General features: G+C 39.7%; 18 protein-coding genes. 11 read left to right on the top strand and 7 right to left on the bottom strand.

The window, feature by feature from the left end:
• Positions 1-8: 8 nt before the first annotated feature.
• The gene (locus SB49_RS09955; RefSeq protein WP_062056162.1) at positions 9-3,134 is read right to left on the bottom strand and encodes a SusC/RagA family TonB-linked outer membrane protein; all 3,126 of its coding nucleotides are present in this window, start codon (positions 3,132-3,134) and stop codon (positions 9-11) included.
• Between the two features lie 386 nt (positions 3,135-3,520).
• On the opposite strand from SB49_RS09955, the gene SB49_RS09950 reads away from it, so the two are divergent.
• From SB49_RS09950 to SB49_RS09930, 5 genes are all read left to right on the top strand, one after another.
• On the top strand, positions 3,521-4,537 hold the full coding sequence (locus SB49_RS09950) for a LacI family DNA-binding transcriptional regulator (RefSeq protein ID WP_062059083.1): 1,017 nt from the start codon (positions 3,521-3,523) through the stop codon (positions 4,535-4,537).
• 340 nt (positions 4,538-4,877) lie between these two features.
• On the top strand, positions 4,878-5,534 hold the full coding sequence (gene pgmB, locus SB49_RS09945; RefSeq protein ID WP_062056160.1) for a beta-phosphoglucomutase: 657 nt from the start codon (positions 4,878-4,880) through the stop codon (positions 5,532-5,534).
• 1 nt (position 5,535) lies between these two features.
• Positions 5,536-7,848, top strand: a complete 2,313-nt coding sequence (locus tag SB49_RS09940; protein ID WP_062056159.1) for a glycoside hydrolase family 65 protein — start codon at positions 5,536-5,538, stop codon at positions 7,846-7,848.
• A gap of 34 nt (positions 7,849-7,882) precedes the next feature.
• Positions 7,883-9,730, top strand: a complete 1,848-nt coding sequence (locus SB49_RS09935; protein WP_062056157.1) for a glycoside hydrolase family 13 protein — start codon at positions 7,883-7,885, stop codon at positions 9,728-9,730.
• Between the two features lie 60 nt (positions 9,731-9,790).
• Positions 9,791-11,671, top strand: a complete 1,881-nt coding sequence (locus SB49_RS09930) for an alpha-amylase family glycosyl hydrolase (protein ID WP_062056155.1) — start codon at positions 9,791-9,793, stop codon at positions 11,669-11,671.
• A gap of 108 nt (positions 11,672-11,779) precedes the next feature.
• On the opposite strand, the gene SB49_RS09925 is transcribed toward SB49_RS09930, so the two are convergent.
• Positions 11,780-12,193, bottom strand: coding sequence for a hypothetical protein (locus SB49_RS09925; RefSeq protein WP_062056153.1), 414 nt, complete (start codon positions 12,191-12,193; stop codon positions 11,780-11,782).
• A 263-nt stretch (positions 12,194-12,456) separates the two neighbouring features.
• Here SB49_RS09925 and SB49_RS09920 point away from each other — a divergent pair, with 263 nt between their 5' ends.
• Together SB49_RS09920 and SB49_RS09915 are read left to right on the top strand one after the other, a co-directional pair.
• Complete coding sequence (locus SB49_RS09920) at positions 12,457-13,146, top strand: glycerophosphodiester phosphodiesterase (protein ID WP_235537730.1); 690 nt, start codon at positions 12,457-12,459, stop codon at positions 13,144-13,146.
• On the top strand, positions 13,146-14,411 hold the full coding sequence (locus SB49_RS09915; protein ID WP_062056149.1) for an NAD(P)/FAD-dependent oxidoreductase: 1,266 nt from the start codon (positions 13,146-13,148) through the stop codon (positions 14,409-14,411). The genes SB49_RS09920 and SB49_RS09915 overlap by 1 nt, the downstream gene beginning before the upstream one ends.
• An 80-nt stretch (positions 14,412-14,491) precedes the next feature.
• Here SB49_RS09915 and SB49_RS09910 read toward each other — a convergent pair whose 3' ends face one another.
• Complete coding sequence (locus tag SB49_RS09910) at positions 14,492-14,965, bottom strand: TspO/MBR family protein (protein WP_062056147.1); 474 nt, start codon at positions 14,963-14,965, stop codon at positions 14,492-14,494.
• Positions 14,966-15,058: 93 nt separating this feature from the next.
• Here SB49_RS09910 and SB49_RS09905 point away from each other — a divergent pair, with 93 nt between their 5' ends.
• From SB49_RS09905 to SB49_RS09890, 4 genes are all read left to right on the top strand, one after another.
• Positions 15,059-16,141 (top strand): diphosphomevalonate/mevalonate 3,5-bisphosphate decarboxylase family protein, encoded by a 1,083-nt coding sequence (locus SB49_RS09905; RefSeq protein WP_062056144.1) that lies wholly within the window; start codon positions 15,059-15,061, stop codon positions 16,139-16,141.
• 70 nt (positions 16,142-16,211) lie between these two features.
• Positions 16,212-17,150: a mevalonate kinase family protein gene (locus SB49_RS09900; RefSeq protein WP_062056142.1), complete on the top strand. Its 939-nt coding sequence runs from the start codon at positions 16,212-16,214 to the stop codon at positions 17,148-17,150.
• 11 nt (positions 17,151-17,161) lie between these two features.
• Positions 17,162-18,067 carry a geranylgeranylglycerol-phosphate geranylgeranyltransferase gene (locus SB49_RS09895; RefSeq protein WP_062056141.1) on the top strand — a complete coding sequence of 302 codons (906 nt, stop codon included), beginning with the start codon at positions 17,162-17,164 and terminating at the stop codon, positions 18,065-18,067.
• Between the two features lie 208 nt (positions 18,068-18,275).
• On the top strand, positions 18,276-19,118 hold the full coding sequence (locus SB49_RS09890) for a pseudouridine synthase (RefSeq protein ID WP_062056139.1): 843 nt from the start codon (positions 18,276-18,278) through the stop codon (positions 19,116-19,118).
• 74 nt (positions 19,119-19,192) lie between these two features.
• Here SB49_RS09890 and argH read toward each other — a convergent pair whose 3' ends face one another.
• The 4 genes from argH to SB49_RS09870 form a co-directional block, all read right to left on the bottom strand.
• Positions 19,193-20,464: an argininosuccinate lyase gene (gene argH, locus SB49_RS09885; protein ID WP_062056137.1), complete on the bottom strand. Its 1,272-nt coding sequence runs from the start codon at positions 20,462-20,464 to the stop codon at positions 19,193-19,195.
• A 61-nt stretch (positions 20,465-20,525) separates the two neighbouring features.
• Complete coding sequence (locus tag SB49_RS09880; RefSeq protein WP_062056135.1) at positions 20,526-21,596, bottom strand: M20 family metallo-hydrolase; 1,071 nt, start codon at positions 21,594-21,596, stop codon at positions 20,526-20,528.
• Entirely contained in the window at positions 21,593-22,372 is a 780-nt protein-coding gene (gene argB, locus SB49_RS09875) for an acetylglutamate kinase (protein ID WP_062056133.1), read from the bottom strand. The genes SB49_RS09880 and argB overlap by 4 nt, the downstream gene beginning before the upstream one ends.
• A gap of 9 nt (positions 22,373-22,381) precedes the next feature.
• Complete coding sequence (locus SB49_RS09870; RefSeq protein WP_062056131.1) at positions 22,382-23,323, bottom strand: acetylornithine carbamoyltransferase; 942 nt, start codon at positions 23,321-23,323, stop codon at positions 22,382-22,384.
• Positions 23,324-23,328 lie beyond the last annotated feature (5 nt).

Here is a 23,328-nt window from a genome sequence, read left to right as displayed (position 1 = left end):
TTTTTTAATTAAAAGGATGCATTAAGTCCAAAGGTTATTGTTCTTGGATTTGGATACGCCGCCCAGTCGATTCCTCTAGTTGGTACACCAGAACCTAAATCACCAGTAGCCGTTGTAACTTCAGGATCAAGTCCGCTGTAATCAGTAATTAAGAATAAATTCTGTCCTGTTACGGATAAACGTAAACTCTTGAACAGGCCTTCACCTGTTAATGGCACATTATATCCTATGGACACATTCTGTAATCTTACAAAATCACCTTTTTCAAGGAATCTTGTTGAAACGTCTGCAGATGCTCCACCATCTTCGCCACTAGTAACAACGTTCTGAGTTACATTCCTAGCGTTGCCGATAGAACCTCCTGTGAAGAAACCGTTAGCTGTGTTGTTGTAAACCGAGAATCCGAACTGTCCTGAAAAATAAGTCGATGCATCCCAGTTTCCACTTCTAAAGTTTAAAGATAATCCAGAAGTAACATCCGGTAAGGCATCCTCACCAACAAATGTTTGATCTGCGATAGGATCTCCTGTTCCATTGCCATCTACATCTTGGTAGATTGGAAAGCCATTGCTGTCAAATCCTTCAAAGATCGCCATGTAATAAGAGAACAAAGATCTACCAGCTTCAAATCGCTGTGCAAAGGCTCCAGAAAGTCCTTGTCCATTAATCTCACCAGTATTTATTGCACTAGCGAAATCTTGTACTTCGTTTTGGTTGTATGCTATGTTAAAGTTAGCAGAGAACGTAGTATTTGCAGATTGAATAAAATCATATCCAAGTGAAAATTCAATACCCTGGTTTAAGATAGTAGCATCAACATTACCAAACTGGAATGGATCCACCGCAGGTGCTGCAGGAGGAGTTCTTAAAATAAGATCTGTTGTTTCACTACGGTAAACATCTAAACTACCTGATAGTCTGTCATTGTTAAATCCGAAATCCAACCCTACGTTAAAGTTTAAAGTTGATTCCCATTTCAAATCAGGAACGTCAGTGGCAACAATTGCCAGACCGTTTTGGTTCACTACGTTATCATTTTGGATACCTAGGTCTCCGAAACGTTGTCTTGCAACAAAGTTACCGTATCCTAATCCATCTTGGTTACCAGTGATACCACCACTTAGCCTTAGTTTTAAGGTAGAAACAGCATCTCCGACAAAATCTTCTTCACTCATCTTCCAAGCAAAAGCTCCAGAAGGGAAATATCCATATTGATTTTCTGGACCAAATCTAGAAGATCCATCAGCTCTAACAGTTCCAGTAAATAAGTACTTATTGGAAATCGTATAATTTAAACGAGCAAAGAATGACTGTAATTCATCTGTGTTGTTAAAAGTGTCTGCGGTCATTGCATCTACCAATCGGTTAAAACCTAGACCAACATTCTCTCCCGATACAACATTTGGCTGTAGTCTGTTTACAAGAAGACCGTTGGTATTTGTACCGTAGTAGTATTGTTGGTAAGAACCATCAATAATATTTGCAGCGCCATTAACAGTTTCTCTTAAATCTGCACCCATTTGATTTAAATCAGTGGTGGAGAATGTTCTAGCAGCTGAATTTCTACCGCTAACATTGAAATCCTGAAAGGAATAACCTACCAATGCATCAAAACTGGAATCTTCAAATTCTTTCTTGTAGTTCAGTGTGGCTTCCAATAAATGGTTTTCTCTATTAAGCGTATTGAACACTCCAAATCCTTGTCCTTCTATACCGGTAAAGTTTTGAACGTCTCCAGAAATAACTGAAGTATTCTCACCTTCCGATTTGTCATAACCCATGTTCAACTTACCTGAAAGTTCAGGAGTAAACTTGTAATCTATGGAACCGTTTACCAAAACTCTGTTGGTAAATGTTTCATTCTGGGTATAGGCCAAATAGTTAGCAGGTAATATCTGGGTACCTCCATCTGAGAAGTTAGGATCAGTACTCCATGTTGGGTTGGCCGAATAACCAGCACCTAAGATATCTCCACGGAAACCAGCGCCACCAGATAAAGGTGCCGTCTCGTCATTAACACGTGAGATACTGGTTTGAAGTCCTAAAGTTAATTTGTCATCCAAAAATCTTTGAGAAATATTCAATCTACCAGTAATACGTTCCAAGCTAGATTTTTCAACAACACCAAACTGTTTTCCATATCCAAAAGTAGCACGTATGTTACCACTACCGTAGTTGTTGGAATAGGATAAGTTTTGGTTTTGAGAAGCAGCAGTTCTTGTTAAGAATTCTTGCCAGTCTGTATTGTTGCCAAAATCAACTGAAGATGCATCACCACCAAATTGGGTAACCGCGCTCAAATATTCATCTCTGTCCAGTAAGTCATAACTATTAGCAGGTGTAGCGATACTTAGTGTGGAAGAGAATTCAAATTTTCCTCCTGCACTTCCTTTACCACTTTTAGTTGTAATGATAACAACACCATTCGCACCTCTAGAACCGTAGATCGCAGTTGCGGAAGCATCCTTAAGAATACTGATGCTTTCGATATCCGATGGGTTCAAGAAATTCAACGGGTTTTTCACAGCACTTCCGCCGCCTCCAGTATCACCTCCTGGAGAAGTATTACCTCCTGCCAATGGCACACCATCAACAACGAACAATGGGCTGTTGTCACCCCTTACAGAGTTGGAACCACGAATGTTCAATTGGATTCCTGCTCCTGGTTCACCACTAGTCTGCTGAATATTGACACCGGCAGTCTTACCTTGTATCAATTGTTCTGGAGAAGCAATGACACCGCCATTAAAGTCTTCCGCTGTAACAGATGTTACTGATCCTGTTGCATCTTTAACTGTAGTTGTACCATATCCAATAATAACAACTTCATCCAATGCCTGCGCATCTTCCTCAAGTGTTACAGAAATAGTAGTTCTGCTGTTCACAGCAACCTCTAATGGTTTGTAGCCGATATAGCTGAAAACCAATGTAGCTGTGCTTCCCACATTGTTCAATGTGTAATTACCATCAAAATCTGTCTGTGTACCGTTGGTAGTTCCCTTTACCAGTACACTGGCCCCAGGTAAAGGGCCGCTGGCATCAGAAACAGTACCTGATACCGTCTGAGCTTTCGCAAGTCCAAAGCATAAAAATGCCCCAACAAGCAATAAGCTTTTTAGTAGCGTAATCTTCATAAATAAGTAATTTTAGTTTAGTTAATTTCAATTCCAGGTTAAACTTATGTAAATTTTTTGTTAAAATGACTAAGAATACTGAATAGAATTTCACGAAAACGGTTTCGTGTTAATAACTTAGGTTAAAAAATTATACTCGTAAACTTAGTTGTACTAAATTATGCAATTCGCAATTTATTAATCAAAAGTTAGTTAAATGGCAAGGCATAACAAATATATGAATTTTTATTTAATCAAATATTTGTTAAAATTATCTTCCTGAAACCATGGATTAATTACTTTATGGTTGTTATTTGCAAAAAAAGCTTTCTTTTACAAATTGGGGCTATATTAATGCCTATTTTTCAACTCCGACAACAGCAGTTGCCTTAAATTATTGGTATATTTTGAAAAGAAAAATAACCCTTAAGCACATCGCCAGAGAATTAGAAGTATCCATTTCCACAGTTTCCAAGGCCTTGAAAAATAGCGAGGAAATTAGTAGGGATACAAAGGAAAGGATTCAGGCTTTCGCAAAACTCTACAATTACAAGCCCAACAATATAGCAATAAGCTTAAAGAACAAACGGACAAAAAACATCGGGGTCATTATTCCCAATATAGTCCACCATTTTTTTACGACGGTGGTTAGAGGTATAGAAAAGTATGCGAATGAAAGAGGCTATAATGTCATTGTTTGCCTCTCAGATGAATCGTTTGACAAGGAGGTGATCAACATGGAGATGCTGGCAAATGGCAGTATTGATGGCTTTATTATGTCGTTGTCCACGGAAACACAGGCCCGAAACGATTATAACCATATAAAGGAAGTGACCAGCCAGGGTATCCCTTTGGTCATGTTCGATAGGGTGACCGATGAAGTGGAATGTGATAAGGTCATCATTGATGATAGGGACAGTGCCTATAAAGCGGTTAAGAAGTTAATAGATAGCGGAAGGCGTAATATTGCTTTGATTAATACAGAAAATCTAAGTGTCAGCAAAGCTAGAACTGAGGGCTATTATCAAGCTTTAAAAGATGAAGGGATTCCCATACATAAGGATTTGGTGTTGACCCTTCCTTTTGAAAGCATAGATGAAGCAGCAATACAACATTTCTTTGACACGGTCACAATGGATGCGGTCCTATGTGTCAACGAAATATTTGCCATTTATGGAATGCGGGTGGTGCAAAAAAAAGGATTGAAGATTCCTGAAGATGTTTCTTTCATCGGTTTTACGGACGGACCCCTATCCAAATATGCCAATCCCAGTCTTAGCGCCGTAGCCCAACACGGGGAAAGCATGGGTGCCATTGCTGCAAAAATGTTGATCGATAAGGTTGAAAATGAGGAAGAGGAGGAGATATACCGAACCGAAATCTTAGATTCCACATTGATTGAAAGGGAGTCCACAATAAATTAGAGGGGTTTTATTAAAATGAATGACAGTGAATTTTAGTCAGATCAATTTTCAATAAGATTTATAAGGGGCCAAATAGAAATAGGTCGTTGGGCTCGTTTAGAAGCCAATGGTTGGAAATTAGAAGTAGAAAAAATTTATATATTTGTTAAGTTGTCAATAGTTGTTGCTACTTCTCATTTTATTTATTGATAACAAATCTCCACTATTATTGGAACTGCTAATCTTTAGTAGGTTTTTTTTATTCCGATAGTTTTGGAAATTAAAAGTCCATTGTTGGAGGTCGTTGTTTTAAATGATTTTCAGCAATCAATCAGCTCTGCGCTGTAACTTAAATTTATACATGGTGATTAAAGGATTCATATTTGATTTAGATGGTGTCATAGTCGATACGGCGAAATACCATTATTTGGCCTGGAAAAAATTGGCCAATGAATTGGGATTCGAATTTTCCGAAGAACAGAATGAGGCGTTCAAAGGGGTCAGTCGAAAAAGATGCTTACAAATTTTATTGGAACTTGGGGAAGTGGATGCCACAAAGGAACAGTTCGATAACTGGATGATCGAAAAAAATGAAGATTATTTGAGTTATATCGAGAAAATGGATGCGTCTGAGATTCTTCCCGATGTCCCAAAAATCCTAGATTTTCTTAAAGCCAATAATATTCCCATGGCCTTGGGCTCTGCCAGTAAAAATGCAATTCCCATATTAAAAAAGGTAGGTTTGCTCTCCTATTTCAAGGTTGTGGTAGACGGTAACAACGTTACAAAAGCAAAACCCGATCCTGAAGTATTCCTTTTGGCGGCCAAAGATATTGGAGTAGAACCAACAGATTGTGTGGTCTTTGAGGATGCCCTTGCGGGGATACAGGCGGCCAATTCTGCAGGGATGACCAGCATAGGCATTGGAGATAAAACAATATTGACGGAAGCTCAATATAATTTCAATGATTTTACGGAAATAAGTACAGATTTTATTAATCAATTAACCACTTTATAACATGAACCAGGATTATATTATACCAAATGTTTGGTCGATCATAGAAGAAGGATTTGATAAGGAGAAAGTTAAATCTTCTGAAAGCCTTTTCAGTATTGGAAACGGAGCCATGGGACAACGAGCCAATTTTGAAGAGCAGTATTCGGGACATACTTTTCAGGGAAGTTATATCGCTGGGGTTTATTACCCGGACAAGACTCGTGTTGGTTGGTGGAAAAATGGGTATCCGGAATATTTTGCCAAGGTCATAAATGCCCCTAATTGGATTGGGATAGATGTAGAGATCGATGGTGCCTCTTTGGATTTGAACACCTGTAAGAAAGTATCCCAGTACAAGAGGGAACTTAATATGAAGGAAGGATGGTACCAAAGAACCTTCGTTGCAACCCTGCCAAGCGATCAGGAAATTGAGGTAAAAGTAATCCGATTCTTGAGTTTGGACATTGATGAGGCAGGAGCCATTAAGTACGAGGTAAAAGCTTTAAGTGGAAATATGGAAGTTTCCTTTAGTCCGTATGTTGACAGTGGGATTACCAATGAAGATACCAACTGGGATGACAAATTTTGGAATACCACAAAAGTTTCTTCCCAAGGTCAGCAAGGTTTTATAGAAGCGCATACCATGAAGACGAATTTTGCGACCTGTACTTTTATGGAATCCAAAGTATTCCACAATGGGAAAGAGGTGGCTTTGAATAGCGACGCGCATATAGAAGAACACAAGGTACGTTTTACCTATAAAGTGACCCTGAACAAAGGAGAATCGGCCACCTTGCATAAATTTGGGGGGTATACAGTTTCCCGAAATCATGAAGCCACCGAACTTGTCAATGCCGCGAAGGCGGTCTTGAAAAAAGTGACCACTATGGGCTTCGACGCTTTATTGGATAAACAGAAGCAAGCTTGGGAAAAGATTTGGGAGATGAGCGATATTACCATTGAAGGGGATATTAAGGCCCAGCAAGGAATTCGTTTCAATATTTTTCAGTTGAACCAAACCTATTTAGGAAAGGATTCAAGATTGAATATAGGACCAAAAGGATTTACGGGAGAAAAATACGGAGGAAGTACCTATTGGGATACCGAAGCGTATTGTATACCATTTTATATGGCTACCAAAGATCAACTTGTTGCCAGGAATTTATTAAAATACAGGTATAACCATTTGGAAAAAGCTATCGAAAATGCCAAAAAACTTGGTTTTTCCAATGGAGCGGCATTATATCCAATGGTAACTATGAATGGGGAAGAATGTCATAACGAATGGGAAATCACCTTTGAGGAAATCCATCGTAATGGTGCAATCGCCTTCGCCATATATAATTATTACAGATTTACGGGAGATTACTCTTATATCCCTGAAATGGGTCTGGAAGTGCTGATTGCGATTTCTCGTTTTTGGCAGCAAAGAGCAACGTTCTCGAAGCAAAAAAACAAATTCGTCATCTTGGGTGTAACAGGACCCAACGAGTATGAAAACAATGTAAACAATAACTGGTATACCAATTATCTTGCAAAATGGTGTATCAACTATACGTTGGAACAAATTGGCAAAGTGAAAGACGGGTATTCCGATGATCATAAAAGAATCATAGGGATGACCAAATTAACGACTGCCGAAATGGAGTCTTGGAAGGAAGTCGCAGATAATATGTATTTCCCATTTTCAGAGGAGTTGGGCATTAATTTACAGCAAGATGGATTCTTGGATAAGGAATTGATCACCGTAGCCAATTTGGACAGAACCCAACGCCCTATCAACCAAAAATGGAGTTGGGATCGAATATTGAGATCTCCTTATATCAAACAAGCGGATACACTACAGGGCTTCTACCTGTTTGAGGATCACTTCTCCCTAGAGGAATTGGAGAAACATTTTGACTTCTATGAGCCTTTTACCGTTCATGAGTCCTCCCTGTCACCTTGTGTGCACAGCATTCAGGCAGCCAAGTTGAATAGGATGGATCAGGCATATACATTTTACTTACGTACCTCCCGTTTGGATTTGGACGATTATAACAAGGAAGTGGAAGAAGGATTGCACATTACTTCCATGGCAGGAACATGGATGAGTATTGTAGAAGGTTTTGGTGGAATGCGCGTGGTAGATGATAAGTTGTCCTTCACTCCTAGGATTCCAAAACAATGGAAGGCATATTCGTTTAAGGTAAATTTTAGAAATAGGATCCTTAAAGTAAAGGTAACAGAAGCAGGAGCCAGTTTTGATTTGGAAGGGACAGACGAAATGTCCATAAGGGTCAAAGGAAAGCGACTGGTACTTAAAGCGGGAGAAACTATATCTACTTCATCTTAATAAGATCAAAAACGATATAAATAATCCAAGATGCATGAAAGAAGTTTTCTTAATGGTATGCATGGTCTTGTTATGCGTTCCCATTATGGCACAAGTAGATAGGGTAGAGCCACCATTTTGGTGGATTGGCATGAATAATCCTCAGGTACAGGTCATGCTGTACGGTAAGGACATTGCACAGTACAGTCCTGAACTTAGTGGTGTGGAAATTTTGGACGTACATCGCACGGAGAATTCAAATTACCTATTCATCACCCTAAATACCGATGGTGTAAAGGCGGGAAAATTTGAAATCCAGCTGAAAGATGGAGATAATTTGAAACAGGCCATTCCCTATGAATTTAAGGAGCGCAGGCCTAATTCGGCAGACAGGGCAAGTTATGATGCTTCAGATTTGGTTTATTTACTGATGCCGGATCGTTTTGCCAACGGAAATCCGAAAATAGATTCCCATCCCGATGTTGTTGAGAAAGTCAATAGAAAATTGGATGGAGGCCGTCATGGTGGAGATATTCAAGGAATTATAGATCATTTGGATTATATAGAGGAATTGGGAGCAACCGCCATTTGGAGTACCCCCATGTGTGAGGATAATGATGAAAAATATTCTTACCATACCTATGCCCAGAGCGATGTCTATAAGATTGATCCGAGATTTGGTACCAATGAAGATTATAGGCGTTTGGCTTCTGAGCTTCACAAGAGGGATATGAAATTGATCTTTGATTATGTCACCAATCACTGGGGCATTACCCATTGGATGATGAAAGACCTGCCTACCTATGATTGGATCCATCAGTTTCCAGGTTACGGACAGACCAATTATAGGACAACCACTCAAATGGATCCTAATGTGTCACAATACGATTATAGGTACTGCATGGATGGTTGGTTTGTAAAGTCCATGCCCGATCTTAATCAAAAGAATCCTTTGGTGTTGAATTATCTTACCCAAAATGCAATTTGGTGGATAGAATATGCAGATTTGGATGGGTTCAGGGTAGATACCTATTCCTTTAATGATAAGGAGGGGATAGCAAAATGGACCAAGGCCATTACCGTTGAATATCCCAATTTCAATATTGTGGGAGAAGTTTGGATGCATGATCAGGCACAGATGGCCTATTGGCAAAAGGACAGTAAGATAGGGGCCATTCAGGGTTATAATTCCAACCTGCCCACAGTCATGGATTTTACGCTCCACGACGCTATTATGGAAGTTTTTAAGGTGGAAAACCCCACATGGAACACAGGGATCATCCAGTTGTACGAGAATTTTGTGAACGATTTCCTTTATCCCGATATCAACAATATTCTAATATTTGCAGAAAACCATGATACGCCTAGGATCAATGAACTGTATCCCAATTTTGAGGACTACCAATTGGCCATGACCCTGATCGCGACCGTAAGAGGTATTCCCCAAATTTATTATGGCAGCGAGATCGGAATGGGGGGAGATAAGGACAAAGGTGATGGGGATATCCGAAGGGATTTCCCTGGGGGTTGGCAAGGCGACTCCAGAACGGCTTTCACTGCCAAGGGAAGGAATGAGGTGCAGAACAAATATTTCAATTTCTCAAAAAAGCTGTTTAATTGGAGAAAAAACGCCAGTGTAATACATACGGGAAAAACTATACAATATGTGCCAGAACAGGAAGTGTATGCGTATTTTAGAATTACGGAAGAGGAAACAGTTATGGTTATCTTGAACAACAATAAGACATCAATAAAGCTACCCTTGGATAGGTTTGCCGAAAACTTAAAGGGTTTTCAACAAGGGAAGGAAGTGTTGACTGACACCACAATAAAATTGGGCAATGAACTCACCATTGGTCCCAAAAAAAGCATGATTCTTGAATTGGAAAATAATATTCATTAGCTTTCGATTTCAACATAAACGAGAGTTTGTTGGCCATTACAATATCTGAGCTATTACCCTATGAAGAAAATTACATTTATTATCTTTAGTATAATCAGCACATGCCTTTTAATGATGGGTTGTGGACAAGAGAAAAAAGAAAATTTAAAAATGAAAAAGGCGGAAGAACATAAAGAAGTGGTGTATCAGGTTTTTACCCGATTATTTGGGAATACAAATACGACCAATAAACCTTGGGGAACCCATGAGGAAAATGGGGTTGGAAAATTTGCCGATTTTACGGATGAGGCCCTGCAAGGGATCAAGGATCTTGGAGTCACCTACATCTGGTTTACAGGAATCCCACATCATGCCGTAATTAATGATTATACTGCTTATGGTATTTCCGAAGATGATCCTGATGTGGTGAAAGGTAGGGCTGGTTCTCCCTATGCGGTAAAGGATTATTACAACGTGAACCCTGATTTGGCCACAGATCCGGCCAGAAGGTTGGAAGAGTTTAAAGAGCTAGTAGACCGCACTCATAAAAACGGCCTAAAAGTGATCATCGATATCGTTCCTAACCATGTTGCCAGAAGATATGAAGGAAAGAGCAATCCGAAAGGGGTTGTTGATTTTGGTGCAGAGGACGATACTTCAGTAACCTATAAGCGCGATAATAATTTTTATTATAATCCCGGAAAGCCATTTATAGTGCCAAAATGGGAGCACGGGTATTTGCCTTTGGGTGGGGAAAAGGCAAAATTGGCAGATGGAAAATTTGATGAATTCCCTGCAAAATGGACAGGTAACGGGGCTCGTACCTCACAGCCAGGTTTCAATGACTGGTACGAAACCGTCAAAATCAACTATGGGATTACCCCAGATGGCGTGCACGAGTTTGATGCCCTGCCGGAAGGATTTGACAAAAAAGACTACAAGGCGCACTTCGAATTTTGGAAAGATAAGGATGTGCCCAACAGTTGGAAAAAATTTAGGGATATTGCCTTGTATTGGATTGATATGGGAGTGGATGGTTTCAGATATGATATGGCTGAAATAGTCCCCGTTGAATTTTGGAGTTTTATGAATTCCTCCGTTAAAATGAAGAATCCGGACGCCTTTTTGATGGCCGAAGTATATAGACCCAACTTGTACAGGGATTATATCCATAAGGGAAAAATGGACTACTTGTATGACAAGGTAGGGCTCTATGATTCCTTAGTGCCCATAATTCAAGGTCACGGGTGGACAGACCAGATCAATACAGTGCAAAATAGCATGATGGATATTGAACACCATATGCTGCATTTTTTGGAAAATCATGATGAACTAAGGCTTCCAAGTCCAGAATTTGCAGGAAATGCCGAGAAGGGCAAGCCGGCGATGGTTGTATCCACAACGATTAGTACGTCCCCCACCATGATCTATTTTGGACAGGAGGTGGGAGAGCCTGCGCTAGAAAAACCTGGATTTGGCAGTGTTGGGCGTACCTCTATTTTCGACTATATAGGGGTCCCCCATTTGCAACGATGGGTAAACAATAAAAAGTTTGATGGTGCCGCCTTAAGGCCTGAAGAAAAAGAATTAAGGGATTTTTATAAAAGGCTGTTGAACTTTTCCATTAAGAGTAGTGCTTTAATGGGGAACTATCAAGAGATACATTCCTTTAATAGGGAGCATACAGAATGGTACAATCATCGGGTATTTTCCTTTGCCAGATGGTCAGATTCGGAAAAATTAGTTGTGGTCTCCAATTTTGATGCCGATGACACCTTTGGTTTTAGCCTCGGACTTCCGCACGACCTTATTGAAAAATGGGAATTAAAGGATGGGGATTATTTGTTGACAGATCAGCTTTTTGGTGAAGCCACGGCTGTGCTAAAAGTCAAGAATGGCAATGCCAGAATGCGTGTAGATATTCAACCCTTGGAATCATTTATTTTTAGATTGGAAAAGTAAGAGAATAGGACTGGTTGTTGTACAGATAGAATTATCCAGAATCCCATTGTATAATATTTAAAAGAAAGAACTGGCGTAACCTATAATTACCCAGTTCTTTTTGTGTTTTTAGGCTGATGTTTTTTGATATACAAATCCAATTACGGCACCGACGATTCCATAAAAGAAGATGTCTATAATGGCCTCTACCAAGTGACCCGTCATATCCATTAGTTCAGAAGTTCCGTACCAAAGAAGTCCCATTCCCAAGCCTACAAAAATTCCAATCCAGATACCAAAGGCGAAGCCATTGGCGGCACCGTAGGCCCCTGCGGCCCATTTGCCATAAATGGTACTAATAGCGAAAGTACCTATCAAATTTCCCAAGGCTATAAAAAGCATATCAGGTGGGTTCTTCATGATGCTGTTGGTGGCATGGGCTTCAAAAAATTCGGCCGTGGCTATTCCCCAAATGGCATAGCCAAATAGGAACATTACCACAAATCCAATAATTGTGGCCAATACGTTTGCTTTTGAAAACATAGTTTATTGATTTAATTGGTTACGGTCATTTAAAGATAATTAATCTTGATTTCACTATCATCGAGAATTTAACATTATAGGCATTGAATATGATGATATATGATTAAATACTGAAGATATGCTAAATTGTGCCTAAAATTCAAGTAGTGTAAATTCCATTTCAAATTGTATTTTTGAAATCTCATTAAAACACATCAAAAATGAAAATAAACAGTTTTCTTTTAGGCTTGGCCTGTTTGCTAATCTTATCAAATTGTAAAAAAATGAACGAGACTTTGGTTATTGGACATAGAGGGGCCATGGGCCATGAAACAGAGAATACTTTGGCATCTGTTCAAAAAGCTTTGGATCTCGGAGTGGATATGATAGAGATTGATGTTTTTAAGGTGAATAGTGGGGAAATTGTTGTTTTTCATGACGAAACGTTGGAACGGCTATCAAATGCAGGAGGAAGAATTGAAGATTATAATATTTTCGATTTGAAACGGGTGACCTTGGATGGAAACCACAAAATACCCATGTTACAGGATGTATTGAAATTAATAGATCATAAAGTACCCTTGAATATTGAATTAAAAGGTGCGGGGACAGCGGATCGTGTAAACTTTATCATAGAGTATTATGTTAAGGAAAGAGGCTGGAAATTGGAAGATTTTTTGATTTCAAGTTTCAATTGGAAAGAACTGAGGGATATGCGAAACTTAAATAAAAATATCGCGATTGCAGTTCTTACCGATGGCAACCCCATAGAGGCCATTCCAGTGGCCAAGGAATTGGGAGCAGTAGCCATTAATCCGCATTATAAAATGCTTACGGAAGAAAACATAGAGGAAATTAAAGGCGAAGGGTTTAAAATCTACACCTATACCGTAAACGAACCTGAAGATATTGAAAAAATAAAAGATTTAGGGGTTGATGGTATATTTACGAACTTTCCGGAACGTATACGTTAATGGATGATGTTGTAATTATCGGGGGCGGAGCTGCTGGCTTTTTTGCGGCCATTCATATAGCCGAGGAAAACCCAAAATTAAAAGTGGTTCTTTTGGAACGCGGAAAGGAAGTGCTCACCAAGGTAAAAGTATCCGGGGGAGGAAGATGTAATGTTACCCATGCCGAGTTTGATCCCAGTGAATTGGTCCATCATTATCCCAGAGGGGAGAAAGAATTGTTGGGGCCTTTTCACAACTTCTGCAGTGGGGATACTATCGCCTTTTTTGAAGCTAGGGGAGTGCCACTCAAAATTGAGGAGGATGGCCGTATGTTTCCTGTCTCAAATTCTTCCCAAACTATCATCGATTGCTTTATGGGGGAGGTGGACAGATTGGGTATCACCGTTATAAAGAATAGCTCTGTCACAGGAATTAAAAAATCAGATAACGGCTTTATAGTCCAATCCATTAAAAGGGAATATCAAGCTAGAAAAATATTGATAGCGACGGGCAGTAATCCAAAAATATGGAAGATGCTGGAAGATATAGGTCATACCATTGTGTCTCCCGTTCCTTCACTTTTTACTTTTAACATTAAAGACGACCGTATTTCGGAGATACCGGGGGTAAGTACCCATGCATCGGTAGAAGTACTGCCGCAAACTCGCACTGATTCCAAGGTAAGCATAGCACTAAAGAGTAAGGGTTTGCAGCGACCCATCCTTGAATCAGAAGGACCTTTATTGATCACCCATTGGGGAATGAGCGGGCCGGCAATTTTAAAATTATCAGCATGGGGTGCCAGAGTATTGAGTGATTATAAGTACAAATTCAAAATCCAGGTAAATTGGTTGCCCGCCTATCATGAAGGTGGGGTTTTTCAACAATTATTGGAGATTAAGGAAATTGAGGCAAAAAAGACCATCTTACGCACCAATGCCTTTGATGTCCCCAAACGGTTATGGGTAAATTTGGTTAAGGCTGCAGGAATTTCTGACAGTACCAAATGGGCTGATGTTTCCAAGAATTCCTTACAAGAATTGACAGATCAGTTAACGCGTTCCGAATTCATGGTAGATGGGAAGAGTACTTTTAAAGAGGAATTTGTTACTGCTGGCGGTATTGATCTTAAGGAAATCAATTTTAAGACCTATGAAAGTAAAATTGTACCTAGGCTCTATTTTGCAGGGGAAGTCATGAATGTAGACGCCATAACTGGAGGCTTTAATTTTCAAAATGCCTGGACAGGCGCCTTCATAGCAGCGAAGGCAATAGCAGCGAATTGATCCAAATTATAAAAGAGCCTACAGGATTCTTACATGGTTTTGAAGTGTAAATAAATCCAAGGCAATCAAACAGGATTCATTTAATTTAATTCCCAGATCTTATAGTTCAATACCGTTGCAAAACATACCCACAGGAAATAAGGGATCATCAAATAGGCGGCCAATTTATGGACCACTTTGAACCATTTAATGGTCAATACAATCAATACCAATAAAGCCATAATAACAAATAGGGCCATCAAAGGGTTTTGAAATCCAAAGAAAACAATACTCCATAGGGCGTTGAGCAAGAGTTGAAAGCCAAAATGATAAAGGGCAGTTTTTACCCAAACATGATAGGATCCTCTCGCCCAGACCAACCCGGCTGCAATTCCCATCATTATGTACAGTGCGGTCCAAACAGGGGCAAAGATCCAATTAGGGGGATTAAAACTTGGTTTGTTCAAGGTTACATACCAATCGTCAATAGAAGATTGTGTGGCAAAACCGGATAGAAATCCAATTAGCAAACAAACTGCAACGGAGATGGTTATGTAGTAGATTCTTTTTTTCAAAATATGGCTGTAAGACTCTAAAGTAGTAATTTATTTTAATCGGGACCATTGTAAAACCCCTTAAAAACTATCTTTGCAAAAATATTTCACTAAATGACGGGAACAGACTTTGTGCCATTAGCATATTCAAATAATGTAGCGAATGGAAAGATCACTTGGAAATCGCCCAGTAATATTGCGCTGGTAAAGTATTGGGGAAAAAAGGAGAACCAGATTCCGGCTAATCCATCTGTAAGTTTTACGTTGGATACCTGCGCTACAACCACCACCGTATCATATCGCAAATTGGAAGAGGAGGGAAATGATTTCTCATTTGACCTGCTATTTGAGGGAAAACCAAAAGAATCCTTCAGGCCAAAAATTCTAACTTTTTTCAAGAGGGTAGAAAAGTACCTGCCATTTCTAAAATTATATCATTTTACCATAGAAACGTCTAATTCTTTCCCACACAGTAGTGGAATTGCTTCCTCCGCAAGTGGAATGAGTGCCCTATCCTTGTGTTTGATGAGTTTGGAGAAGGAACTGCATCCAGAAATGAGTGAGGAATATTTCAATAAAAAAGCATCTTTTCTCGCCCGTCTCGGATCGGGAAGTGCTTGTAGAAGTATAGAAGGGGATCTTATGGAATGGGGACTGCATGGTGATACAGAGGGAAGTTCAAATGAATATGCTATTAAGTATCCATATCCCGTACACGATGTCTTTAAGAATTATCAGGATACTATTTTACTTGTAGATAAAGGACAAAAGCAGGTCAGCAGTACAGTTGGACATGATTTGATGCATGGTCACCCCTTTGCGGAGCAACGTTTCTCACAGGCCCATACCAATCTCACAAAATTGCGATCGGTTTTTGCCAATGGGGATCTGGACGGATTTATTAAAATTGTGGAAAGTGAGGCGTTGACCCTACATGCAATGATGATGACCAGTTTGCCTTATTTTATATTGATGAAGCCCAATACCCTGGAGATCATTAATAAAATATGGAGCTTTCGGGAGCGTACTAATAGCCACGTTTGTTTTACCCTGGACGCAGGAGCCAATGTTCATGTGTTGTACCCTGAGGCTGAAAAGGATATAGTTTATCAATTTATTAAGAATGAGTTGGTTGCATATTGTGAAAACGGGCAGTATATTTGTGATGTAATTGGATATGGGGCCAAAAAGATGTAATTTAATATCATTATTGGCGAAATAAAGCGTTATTTGTATATCGCTTTTAGGATTCAATTTTAAAAAGGCTATGAAAGGACCATTATTTTACTCTAAAATTTTACTTTTTGGAGAATACGGGATTATTAAAGACTCTAAAGGTCTTTCTATACCCTATAATTTCTTCAAAGGTGCCCTGAAAACCAGCAAAAATCTTTCTGAAACTGCAAAGAAGTCCAACGAAAGCCTTAGGGCATTCGCTGTGTATTTGGAAAAAATGCAGCTTGAGAATCCTGAATTGGTGGCATTCGACTTTGAATCTTTAAAAAAGGACGTTGCCAATGGAATGTATTTTGATAGTTCCATACCGCAAGGTTATGGAGTAGGTAGTAGTGGTGCCCTAGTTGCGGCCATTTACGATAAATACGCCGTTGAAAAGATTACGGTCTTAGAGAATCTTACAAGGGAGAAATTACTTACTCTAAAGGCTATTTTTGGTGCTATGGAGTCCTTCTTTCACGGTAAATCATCTGGGTTGGATCCGTTGAACAGTTACTTAAGCCTACCTATTTTAATAAATTCAAAGGATAATATTGAGTCTACCAGCATCCCATCCCAAAATCTAGAGGGCACGGGAGCCGTGTTTTTATTGGATAGTGGCATCATCGGGGAAACTGCCCCAATGGTACAGATTTTCATGGAACAAATGAAGCAGGACGGTTTTAGAAACATGTTGAAAGACCAGTTTATAAAACATACCGATGCCTGTGTGGAAGATTTTATCAGTGGGAATGTGAAATCTCTTTTTGGGAATTTAAAACAACTTTCCAATGTAGTTTTGGATAATTTTAAGCCCATGATTCCTGCAGAATTTCACAAGCTTTGGAAAAATGGAATTGAAACCAATGATTATTATCTGAAGCTTTGCGGCTCAGGGGGTGGAGGTTATATTTTAGGTTTTACCGAAGACATCAATAAAGCAAAAAAAGCATTAAAAGGCTATAATTTAGAAGTGGTCTATAACTTCTAAAGCTTTGAGCCATGCTTAGTAGAAAGAACAAGCTCCTTTTATTAAAGTTCTTGAGCCTTGTTTCCGTCGTACGGGGTTACAATATTCTAATGATTGTATTGGCCCAATATTTAGCTTCTATATATATTTTGGCCCCAGATCTACCCCTTAGAAGGGTTATTCTCGATATCAATCTGTTTGTTTTGGTCACTGCTTCCGCCTTGGTTATTGCGGGTGGTTATATCATCAATAACTTTTATGATGCCGAAAAAGATCTGATCAACAAACCCAGAAAGACGATGCTGGATCGTTTGGTCAGCCAACGCACCAAATTATCAACCTATTTTGTCCTCAATTTCTTAGCGGTATTTTTGGCAAGTTATGTTTCATTTAAGGCAGTGGTCTTTTTTTCGGCATACATTTTTGGAATCTGGTTTTACTCTCATAAACTGAAGAAAGTGGCTTTTGTTGGTAATATAGTATCGGCCATTTTAGCCATTACCCCTTTCTTTATTGTTTTTGTCCACTACAAAAATTTTGAAGCACAAATATTCGTGCATGCCATTTTTCTATTTCTACTGATTCTTGCAAGGGAAATGATCAAGGATATGGAGAATATGGCGGGGGATTTGGCCCAAAACTATAAGACCATTCCTATTTTGTATGGTGAGGTTTTTTCCAAGACAGGAATCAGCTTATTGATAGCGCTTACTTTGGTGCCCTCCTTTTTATTGATCACCTCTTTTGACGTCGGTTATATGTATGTCTATTTTATATTGGCCATTGTGTTGCTCCTGCTCTTTCTAGTGCTGTTATGGAAATCGAAGAGCAAGAAGCACTATGTTTGGCTCCATAATATCCTTAAACTAATCATCATAGTGGGTGTTTTTAGTATTTTATTGATAGATGTTCAGTTGGTCTTAAATAGAATATTGTAGGCTCTGTCATGCAATCATAGAAATACGCGTCGGCATGACTTCAATGCCCTTTTTACACTCTTACGGCATAATTCTATAAGGGATTACTTCTCTTTCAATAGCGTGGTTTATTCTACTGCCCTCCCCTTAATCAACTATATAAAAGGTAATTGCTATAATCCTGAAATTCCTTTGTACCTTTGTGCAAATATTTTTGTAGATAATACGTATGGGAAGGTCAGATGACAATAGAGATGGGAAAGCTTCAGGAAGAGGAGAAGGTTTTAAGAAAAAGAGCTTTGCTAGGGGAAATGCACCTATAAAAAGAAAATCCGAAGGGGACAAGAAACCTTCTGATCCCAATGTAATTCGTTTAAACAAATACGTGGCCAATTCAGGGGTGTGTTCCAGAAGGGATGCTGATATTTATATAGCCTCAGGAAATGTTACCGTAAATGGAAAGCCGATTACTGAAATGGGCTATAAGGTAAAGCTTACCGACGTGGTAAAGTTTGATGGAAGATTGTTGAGCCCAGAGAAAAAGGAATATGTGCTTTTGAACAAGCCCAAAGACTTTGTGACCATAGCTACTGATTCAAGAGGGAGACGTTCAGCAATGCAATTGGTTTTGAATGCCTCTAAATCAAAAATATCACCTATCGGACGTTTGGATAAGGATGATACCGGTTTGATCCTTTTTACCAATGATGGTGAAATGGCAAAACGTTTGGCCCGCCCACAAAACGGGTTGAGGAAGATTTACCATGTGGTACTTGATAAAAATCTGAAGTTCGAGGACCTAAAGGCCATTGAAGAGGGAGTAACTATTGAGGAAAGTGTCATCAGGGTTGCTGAAATAAGTTACATAGAGAATGCCCCCAAACGCGAAGTAGGGATAGAGATACACAGTACCCGTAATAAGGCTGTTCAGAGAATATTTCAACACTTGGGTTATGAAGTGGAAAAGTTGGACCGTGTGGTCTATGCCGGACTTACTAAGAAAGATTTGCCCAGAGGACATTGGAGATACCTTACTGAGCAGGAAGTGATTAACTTGGGGATGATCAAATAGGTCATACATCATAAGAAATAGAAAAGGGGCCAAAAACATTAGTTTTTGGCCCCTTTTCGTTGATTCAAAAAATTTTACTTCATTTTATTTCTGATCTCCTCCAAACACAGATTGCCCAAACTTCCTTCATGGGTATGTTTAATATCTCGTTTAGGCGTAAAATTTCCTGCATTGATTTCCATTCCCATCTTCTTATAGGCATCCCTGAACGGCATTCCGCCCAATACCAGTTCGTTCAAGGTATCCACACTAAATAGGTAATCGTATTTTGGGTCCTCCAAAATGCCCTTGTTTACCTTAATTTCCTTTAAACTGAAAGTCAGTATTTCCAGACACGCTTTTAAATCCTGTATGGCGGGGACAATGACCTCTTTTACCAATTGTAGATCCCTATGGTACCCACTGGGTAAATTATTGGTGATTAAAATCAGTTGATTGGGTACAGCCTGAAGTTTATTGCATTTACCTCTTACCAATTCAAAAACATCTGGATTCTTTTTATGGGGCATTATGCTAGAACCTGTGGTAAGCTCATCGGGAAAGGAGATGAAATTAAAGTTCTGGCTCATATATAAACAGATGTCCATTGCCATTTTAGATAGCGTGGCGGCTATACTGCTCATCCCAAAAGCCGTCGCCTTTTCTACCTTTCCCCGTCCCATTTGGGCAGCAACTACGTTGTATTTCATAGTTCCAAATCCCATTTCCTCAGTAGTGAAACTTCTGTCTATGGGAAAGGAGCTTCCATAGCCTGCCGCGCTCCCTAAGGGGTTTTGGTCTGCTACCTTATAGGCAGCGTCAATGAAATATAGGTCGTCCACCAGACTCTCTGCATAGGCAGAAAACCATAGTCCGAACGAAGAAGGCATGGCTATCTGTAAATGGGTATATCCGGGGAGTAACACTTCCTTGTGCTGGTCGGCCAACTTTAAAAGTAGATCGAACAACGATTGTGTCATTTCTTTTATTTCAGAAAGCTCATTTTTTAAATAGAGGTGCATGGCCACCAAGACCTGATCATTTCTAGATCTGGCCGTGTGGATCTTTTTACCCGTATCTCCCAGCTTATCGGTAAGCACATATTCTATTTTGGAATGCATATCCTCAAAGGAGTCCTCTATAATAAATTTGCCCTCTTTTATGGATTTGGTAATTTGATCCAATTCGGCACACAAGGCCTGGGTTTCCTCCTTGGTCAACAATCCAATTTTGCCCAGCATTTTGGCATGTGCCTTAGATGCGATGACATCGTATTTAGCCAAAACCAAATCGAGTTCCCTATCATTCCCTACCGTGAAATGATCAATTTTTTTATCCGTGCTAAATCCTTTGTCCCAGAGTTTCATATGCTTTAATTTTCTAGTTCTAATTAATCTTAAACCAGCTGTTAGTATTGGTGCTGCATTATCAGTGCAGGAATCCGTCTACAATTTTAATATACAAATCTATGCCTTCCTCGATTTCCCTTACGTAAATATATTCATCTGCAGAATGGGATCTTGTACTGTCCCCAGGTCCTAATTTTAAGGACTGACAGCTCAATGCCGCCTGGTCCGAAAGGGTAGGGGAGCCATATGTGCTCCTTCCCAAATTGATCCCCGATTGCACCAAGGGGTGATTTTTGTCAATCGAAGATGAATTAAGTCTTAAAGATCGAGGTTTTATTTGGCAAGGGGCTTCCTTGGCCAAGATATCGGCGATCTCTTTGTTGCTATAACGGTCATTTACCCGCACATCCACAACCAGGTCTACCTTGGCGGGAACTACATTGTGTTGGCTGCCCGCGTTAATCTGGGTAACTGTTAGCTTCACCTCCCCCAGGGCTTCGGAAACCTTTTCAAAGGAAAAGGTCTGAAACCACTTCAGTACTTCAATGGTATTGTAAATTGAATTATCATTGTTCGGGTGTGCCGCATGGGAAGGGGTTCCTTTTACTTCGGCATCAAAAACTACCAATCCTTTTTCGGCAATGGCAAGGTTCATCAAGGTTGGTTCTCCTACAATGGCAACATCTATATGTGGCAAGATCAGGAGCATGCTGTTAAGGCCGTTAGGGCCAGAACTCTCTTCTTCAGCTGATGCAACTATAATAATGTTGTGGTTGAGGTCTTTGGCCTCATAAAAACTGGTAAAGGTAGCTATCAAGGATACCAAACAACCTCCTGCATCATTGCTTCCCAATCCATATAATTTTCCGTCTTCAATATGAGGGTGAAAGGGATCTTTGGTATAGGCCGAATTTGGCTTTACCGTATCGTGATGGGAGTTGAGCAATAATGTAGGCTTACTTTCGTCATAATATTTATTGAAAGCGTATACATTGTTCTTTTCCCTTTTAAAAGGAATATCAAACGACTCAAACCAAGCTTCAATGGCATCAGCGGTTTTATCCTCTTCCGAAGAAAAGGATTGTATGGAGATCAACTGCTTTAATAATGCAATTGCTTTTGTTGTAAGATGTTTTTGATCTAAGGTCATAAAGTAATGGTTGTATATAGGGCCTTTGTAGGTTGTAACATGGAAATATCCCCTATGCACACCTTGTGGACCTTTTTGTTTAATGCGTGAAAGCAATTCTCCAATTTCGGAAGCATGCCATCTGCAATTATGTTTTGATCTAAAAGCTCCTGGTACGATTGACTATTTATATGTTTGACGACGGAATTTTCTTCCGCAACATCCATCAAGACACCCTTTTTTTCAAAACAGTAGTACAAGGTTGTTTCATAGAGCCCACTCATGCCAATAGCTATTTCAGAAGCGATGGTATCTGCATTTGTGTTCAATAATTGTCCTTTCCCATTATGGGTAATAGCACAAAAAACAGGTACAAGTCCAGAGGTAAGAAGTGCATTTATAGTGGTGGCGTTAATACCGTCTACATCACCAGCATAGCCGTAATCTATGGTTTTAACCGGACGTTTATGGGCTTGAATGGTATTGCCATCGGCACCACTAAGTCCTATGGCATTGCAATTGTTGGCCTGTAATTGGGCCACAATATTCTTATTGGTCAGGCCGCCATATACCATGGTGATTACTTTTAAACTTTCTTCGTCCGTGATTCGTCTTCCGCCTACCAATTGCGACTGTATTCCAAGTTTTTCGGCCAATTGAGTGGCGAGCTTTCCGCCACCATGTACCAGGATTTTAAAACCCTCCATTTTAGAAAAAGAGCTGAGAAACTTGGCTAGCTGATTTTCATCTTCTATAACGTTGCCCCCTATTTTGATTATGGATAATTTTTGTTTCATGTATTTGGGTTAAGATAGGCTTTCCAATATTTTCTTTAGGGCTATTTGTGCCGCATAGGTTCTGTTGTTTGCCTGTTCAATGACCAAGGATTGGCTACTGTCCAACACCTCGTCTGCAACCACCACATTTCTACGTACGGGAAGACAATGCATAAATTTAGCCTGTCCCAATTTTTTTAAGGTGATGGTCCAGTTGGTATCCTTGTTGATTACTTGCCCATAATTGGTATAGCTGCTCCAGTTTTTTACATACACAAAATCGGCATTTTCCAGGGCTTTCTCCTGATCGTACTCAATAGTGCAACCTTTTGTGATATTTTCACTCAGCTCATACCCCTTAGGATGTGTGATCACAAAATCTGCCTCTTGGCGTTGCATCATTTCTACAAAGGAATTGGCCACCGCATGGGGCAGGGCCCTGGGATGAGGGGCCCAGGAAAGAACAATTTTTGGTTTGGACTTGGTATTGTTCTCCGCCAATGTTATGGCATCTGCCAGGGCCTGTAAAGGATGACCTACAGAGCTTTCCATATTTAGAATGGGTACTGTGGCATATTTTTTAAATGATTCCAGGACTAGTTCGGCTTCGTCTTCTTCTTTATCGGTAAGGGAGGCAAAAGCTCTTATCCCGATGATATCACAGTATTGGGAAATAACCTGGGCGGCTTCTTTAACATGTTCCGAGGAACCTTGGTCCATAATAGTACCATCTCCATATTCCAAAGCCCAACCTTCACTGCCAAAATTCATGACAATAACCTCCATTCCCAAATTCATAGCAGCTTTTTGTGTGCTCAAACGTGTCCTTAGGCTGTTATTGAAAAATAGTAACCCTAAGGTTTTATCTTTTCCCAAGCCTTTATGATGTTTTGGATTTGTTTTCAGGGATCTCGCTTCTTCTACCCAATTGGGCAAGGAATCAATATCTTTTAAGGATAGGTAATGTAACATGTCTT

The organism is Sediminicola sp. YIK13 (genome assembly GCF_001430825.1).
Lineage (GTDB): Bacteria > Bacteroidota > Bacteroidia > Flavobacteriales > Flavobacteriaceae > Sediminicola.
Note: the sequence above shows the minus strand (reverse complement) of the source record. Positions and strands in the feature narration are given on the sequence as shown.

Coding starts and splice junctions, on each gene's coding strand:
- SB49_RS09905 (WP_062056144.1), top strand. CDS start 15,059: ATGACGGGAACAGACTTTGTGCCATTAGCATATTCAAATAATGTAGCG.
- argB (WP_062056133.1), bottom strand. CDS start 22,372: ATGAAACAAAAATTATCCATAATCAAAATAGGGGGCAACGTTATAGAA.
- SB49_RS09925 (WP_062056153.1), bottom strand. CDS start 12,193: ATGTTTTCAAAAGCAAACGTATTGGCCACAATTATTGGATTTGTGGTA.
- pgmB (WP_062056160.1), top strand. CDS start 4,878: ATGGTGATTAAAGGATTCATATTTGATTTAGATGGTGTCATAGTCGAT.
- SB49_RS09915 (WP_062056149.1), top strand. CDS start 13,146: ATGGATGATGTTGTAATTATCGGGGGCGGAGCTGCTGGCTTTTTTGCG.
- SB49_RS09880 (WP_062056135.1), bottom strand. CDS start 21,596: ATGACCTTAGATCAAAAACATCTTACAACAAAAGCAATTGCATTATTA.
- SB49_RS09870 (WP_062056131.1), bottom strand. CDS start 23,323: ATGTTACATTACCTATCCTTAAAAGATATTGATTCCTTGCCCAATTGG.
- SB49_RS09900 (WP_062056142.1), top strand. CDS start 16,212: ATGAAAGGACCATTATTTTACTCTAAAATTTTACTTTTTGGAGAATAC.
- SB49_RS09920 (WP_235537730.1), top strand. CDS start 12,457: ATGAACGAGACTTTGGTTATTGGACATAGAGGGGCCATGGGCCATGAA.
- SB49_RS09930 (WP_062056155.1), top strand. CDS start 9,791: ATGAAGAAAATTACATTTATTATCTTTAGTATAATCAGCACATGCCTT.
- SB49_RS09940 (WP_062056159.1), top strand. CDS start 5,536: ATGAACCAGGATTATATTATACCAAATGTTTGGTCGATCATAGAAGAA.
- SB49_RS09895 (WP_062056141.1), top strand. CDS start 17,162: ATGCTTAGTAGAAAGAACAAGCTCCTTTTATTAAAGTTCTTGAGCCTT.
- SB49_RS09890 (WP_062056139.1), top strand. CDS start 18,276: ATGGGAAGGTCAGATGACAATAGAGATGGGAAAGCTTCAGGAAGAGGA.
- SB49_RS09935 (WP_062056157.1), top strand. CDS start 7,883: ATGAAAGAAGTTTTCTTAATGGTATGCATGGTCTTGTTATGCGTTCCC.
- SB49_RS09955 (WP_062056162.1), bottom strand. CDS start 3,134: ATGAAGATTACGCTACTAAAAAGCTTATTGCTTGTTGGGGCATTTTTA.
- argH (WP_062056137.1), bottom strand. CDS start 20,464: ATGAAACTCTGGGACAAAGGATTTAGCACGGATAAAAAAATTGATCAT.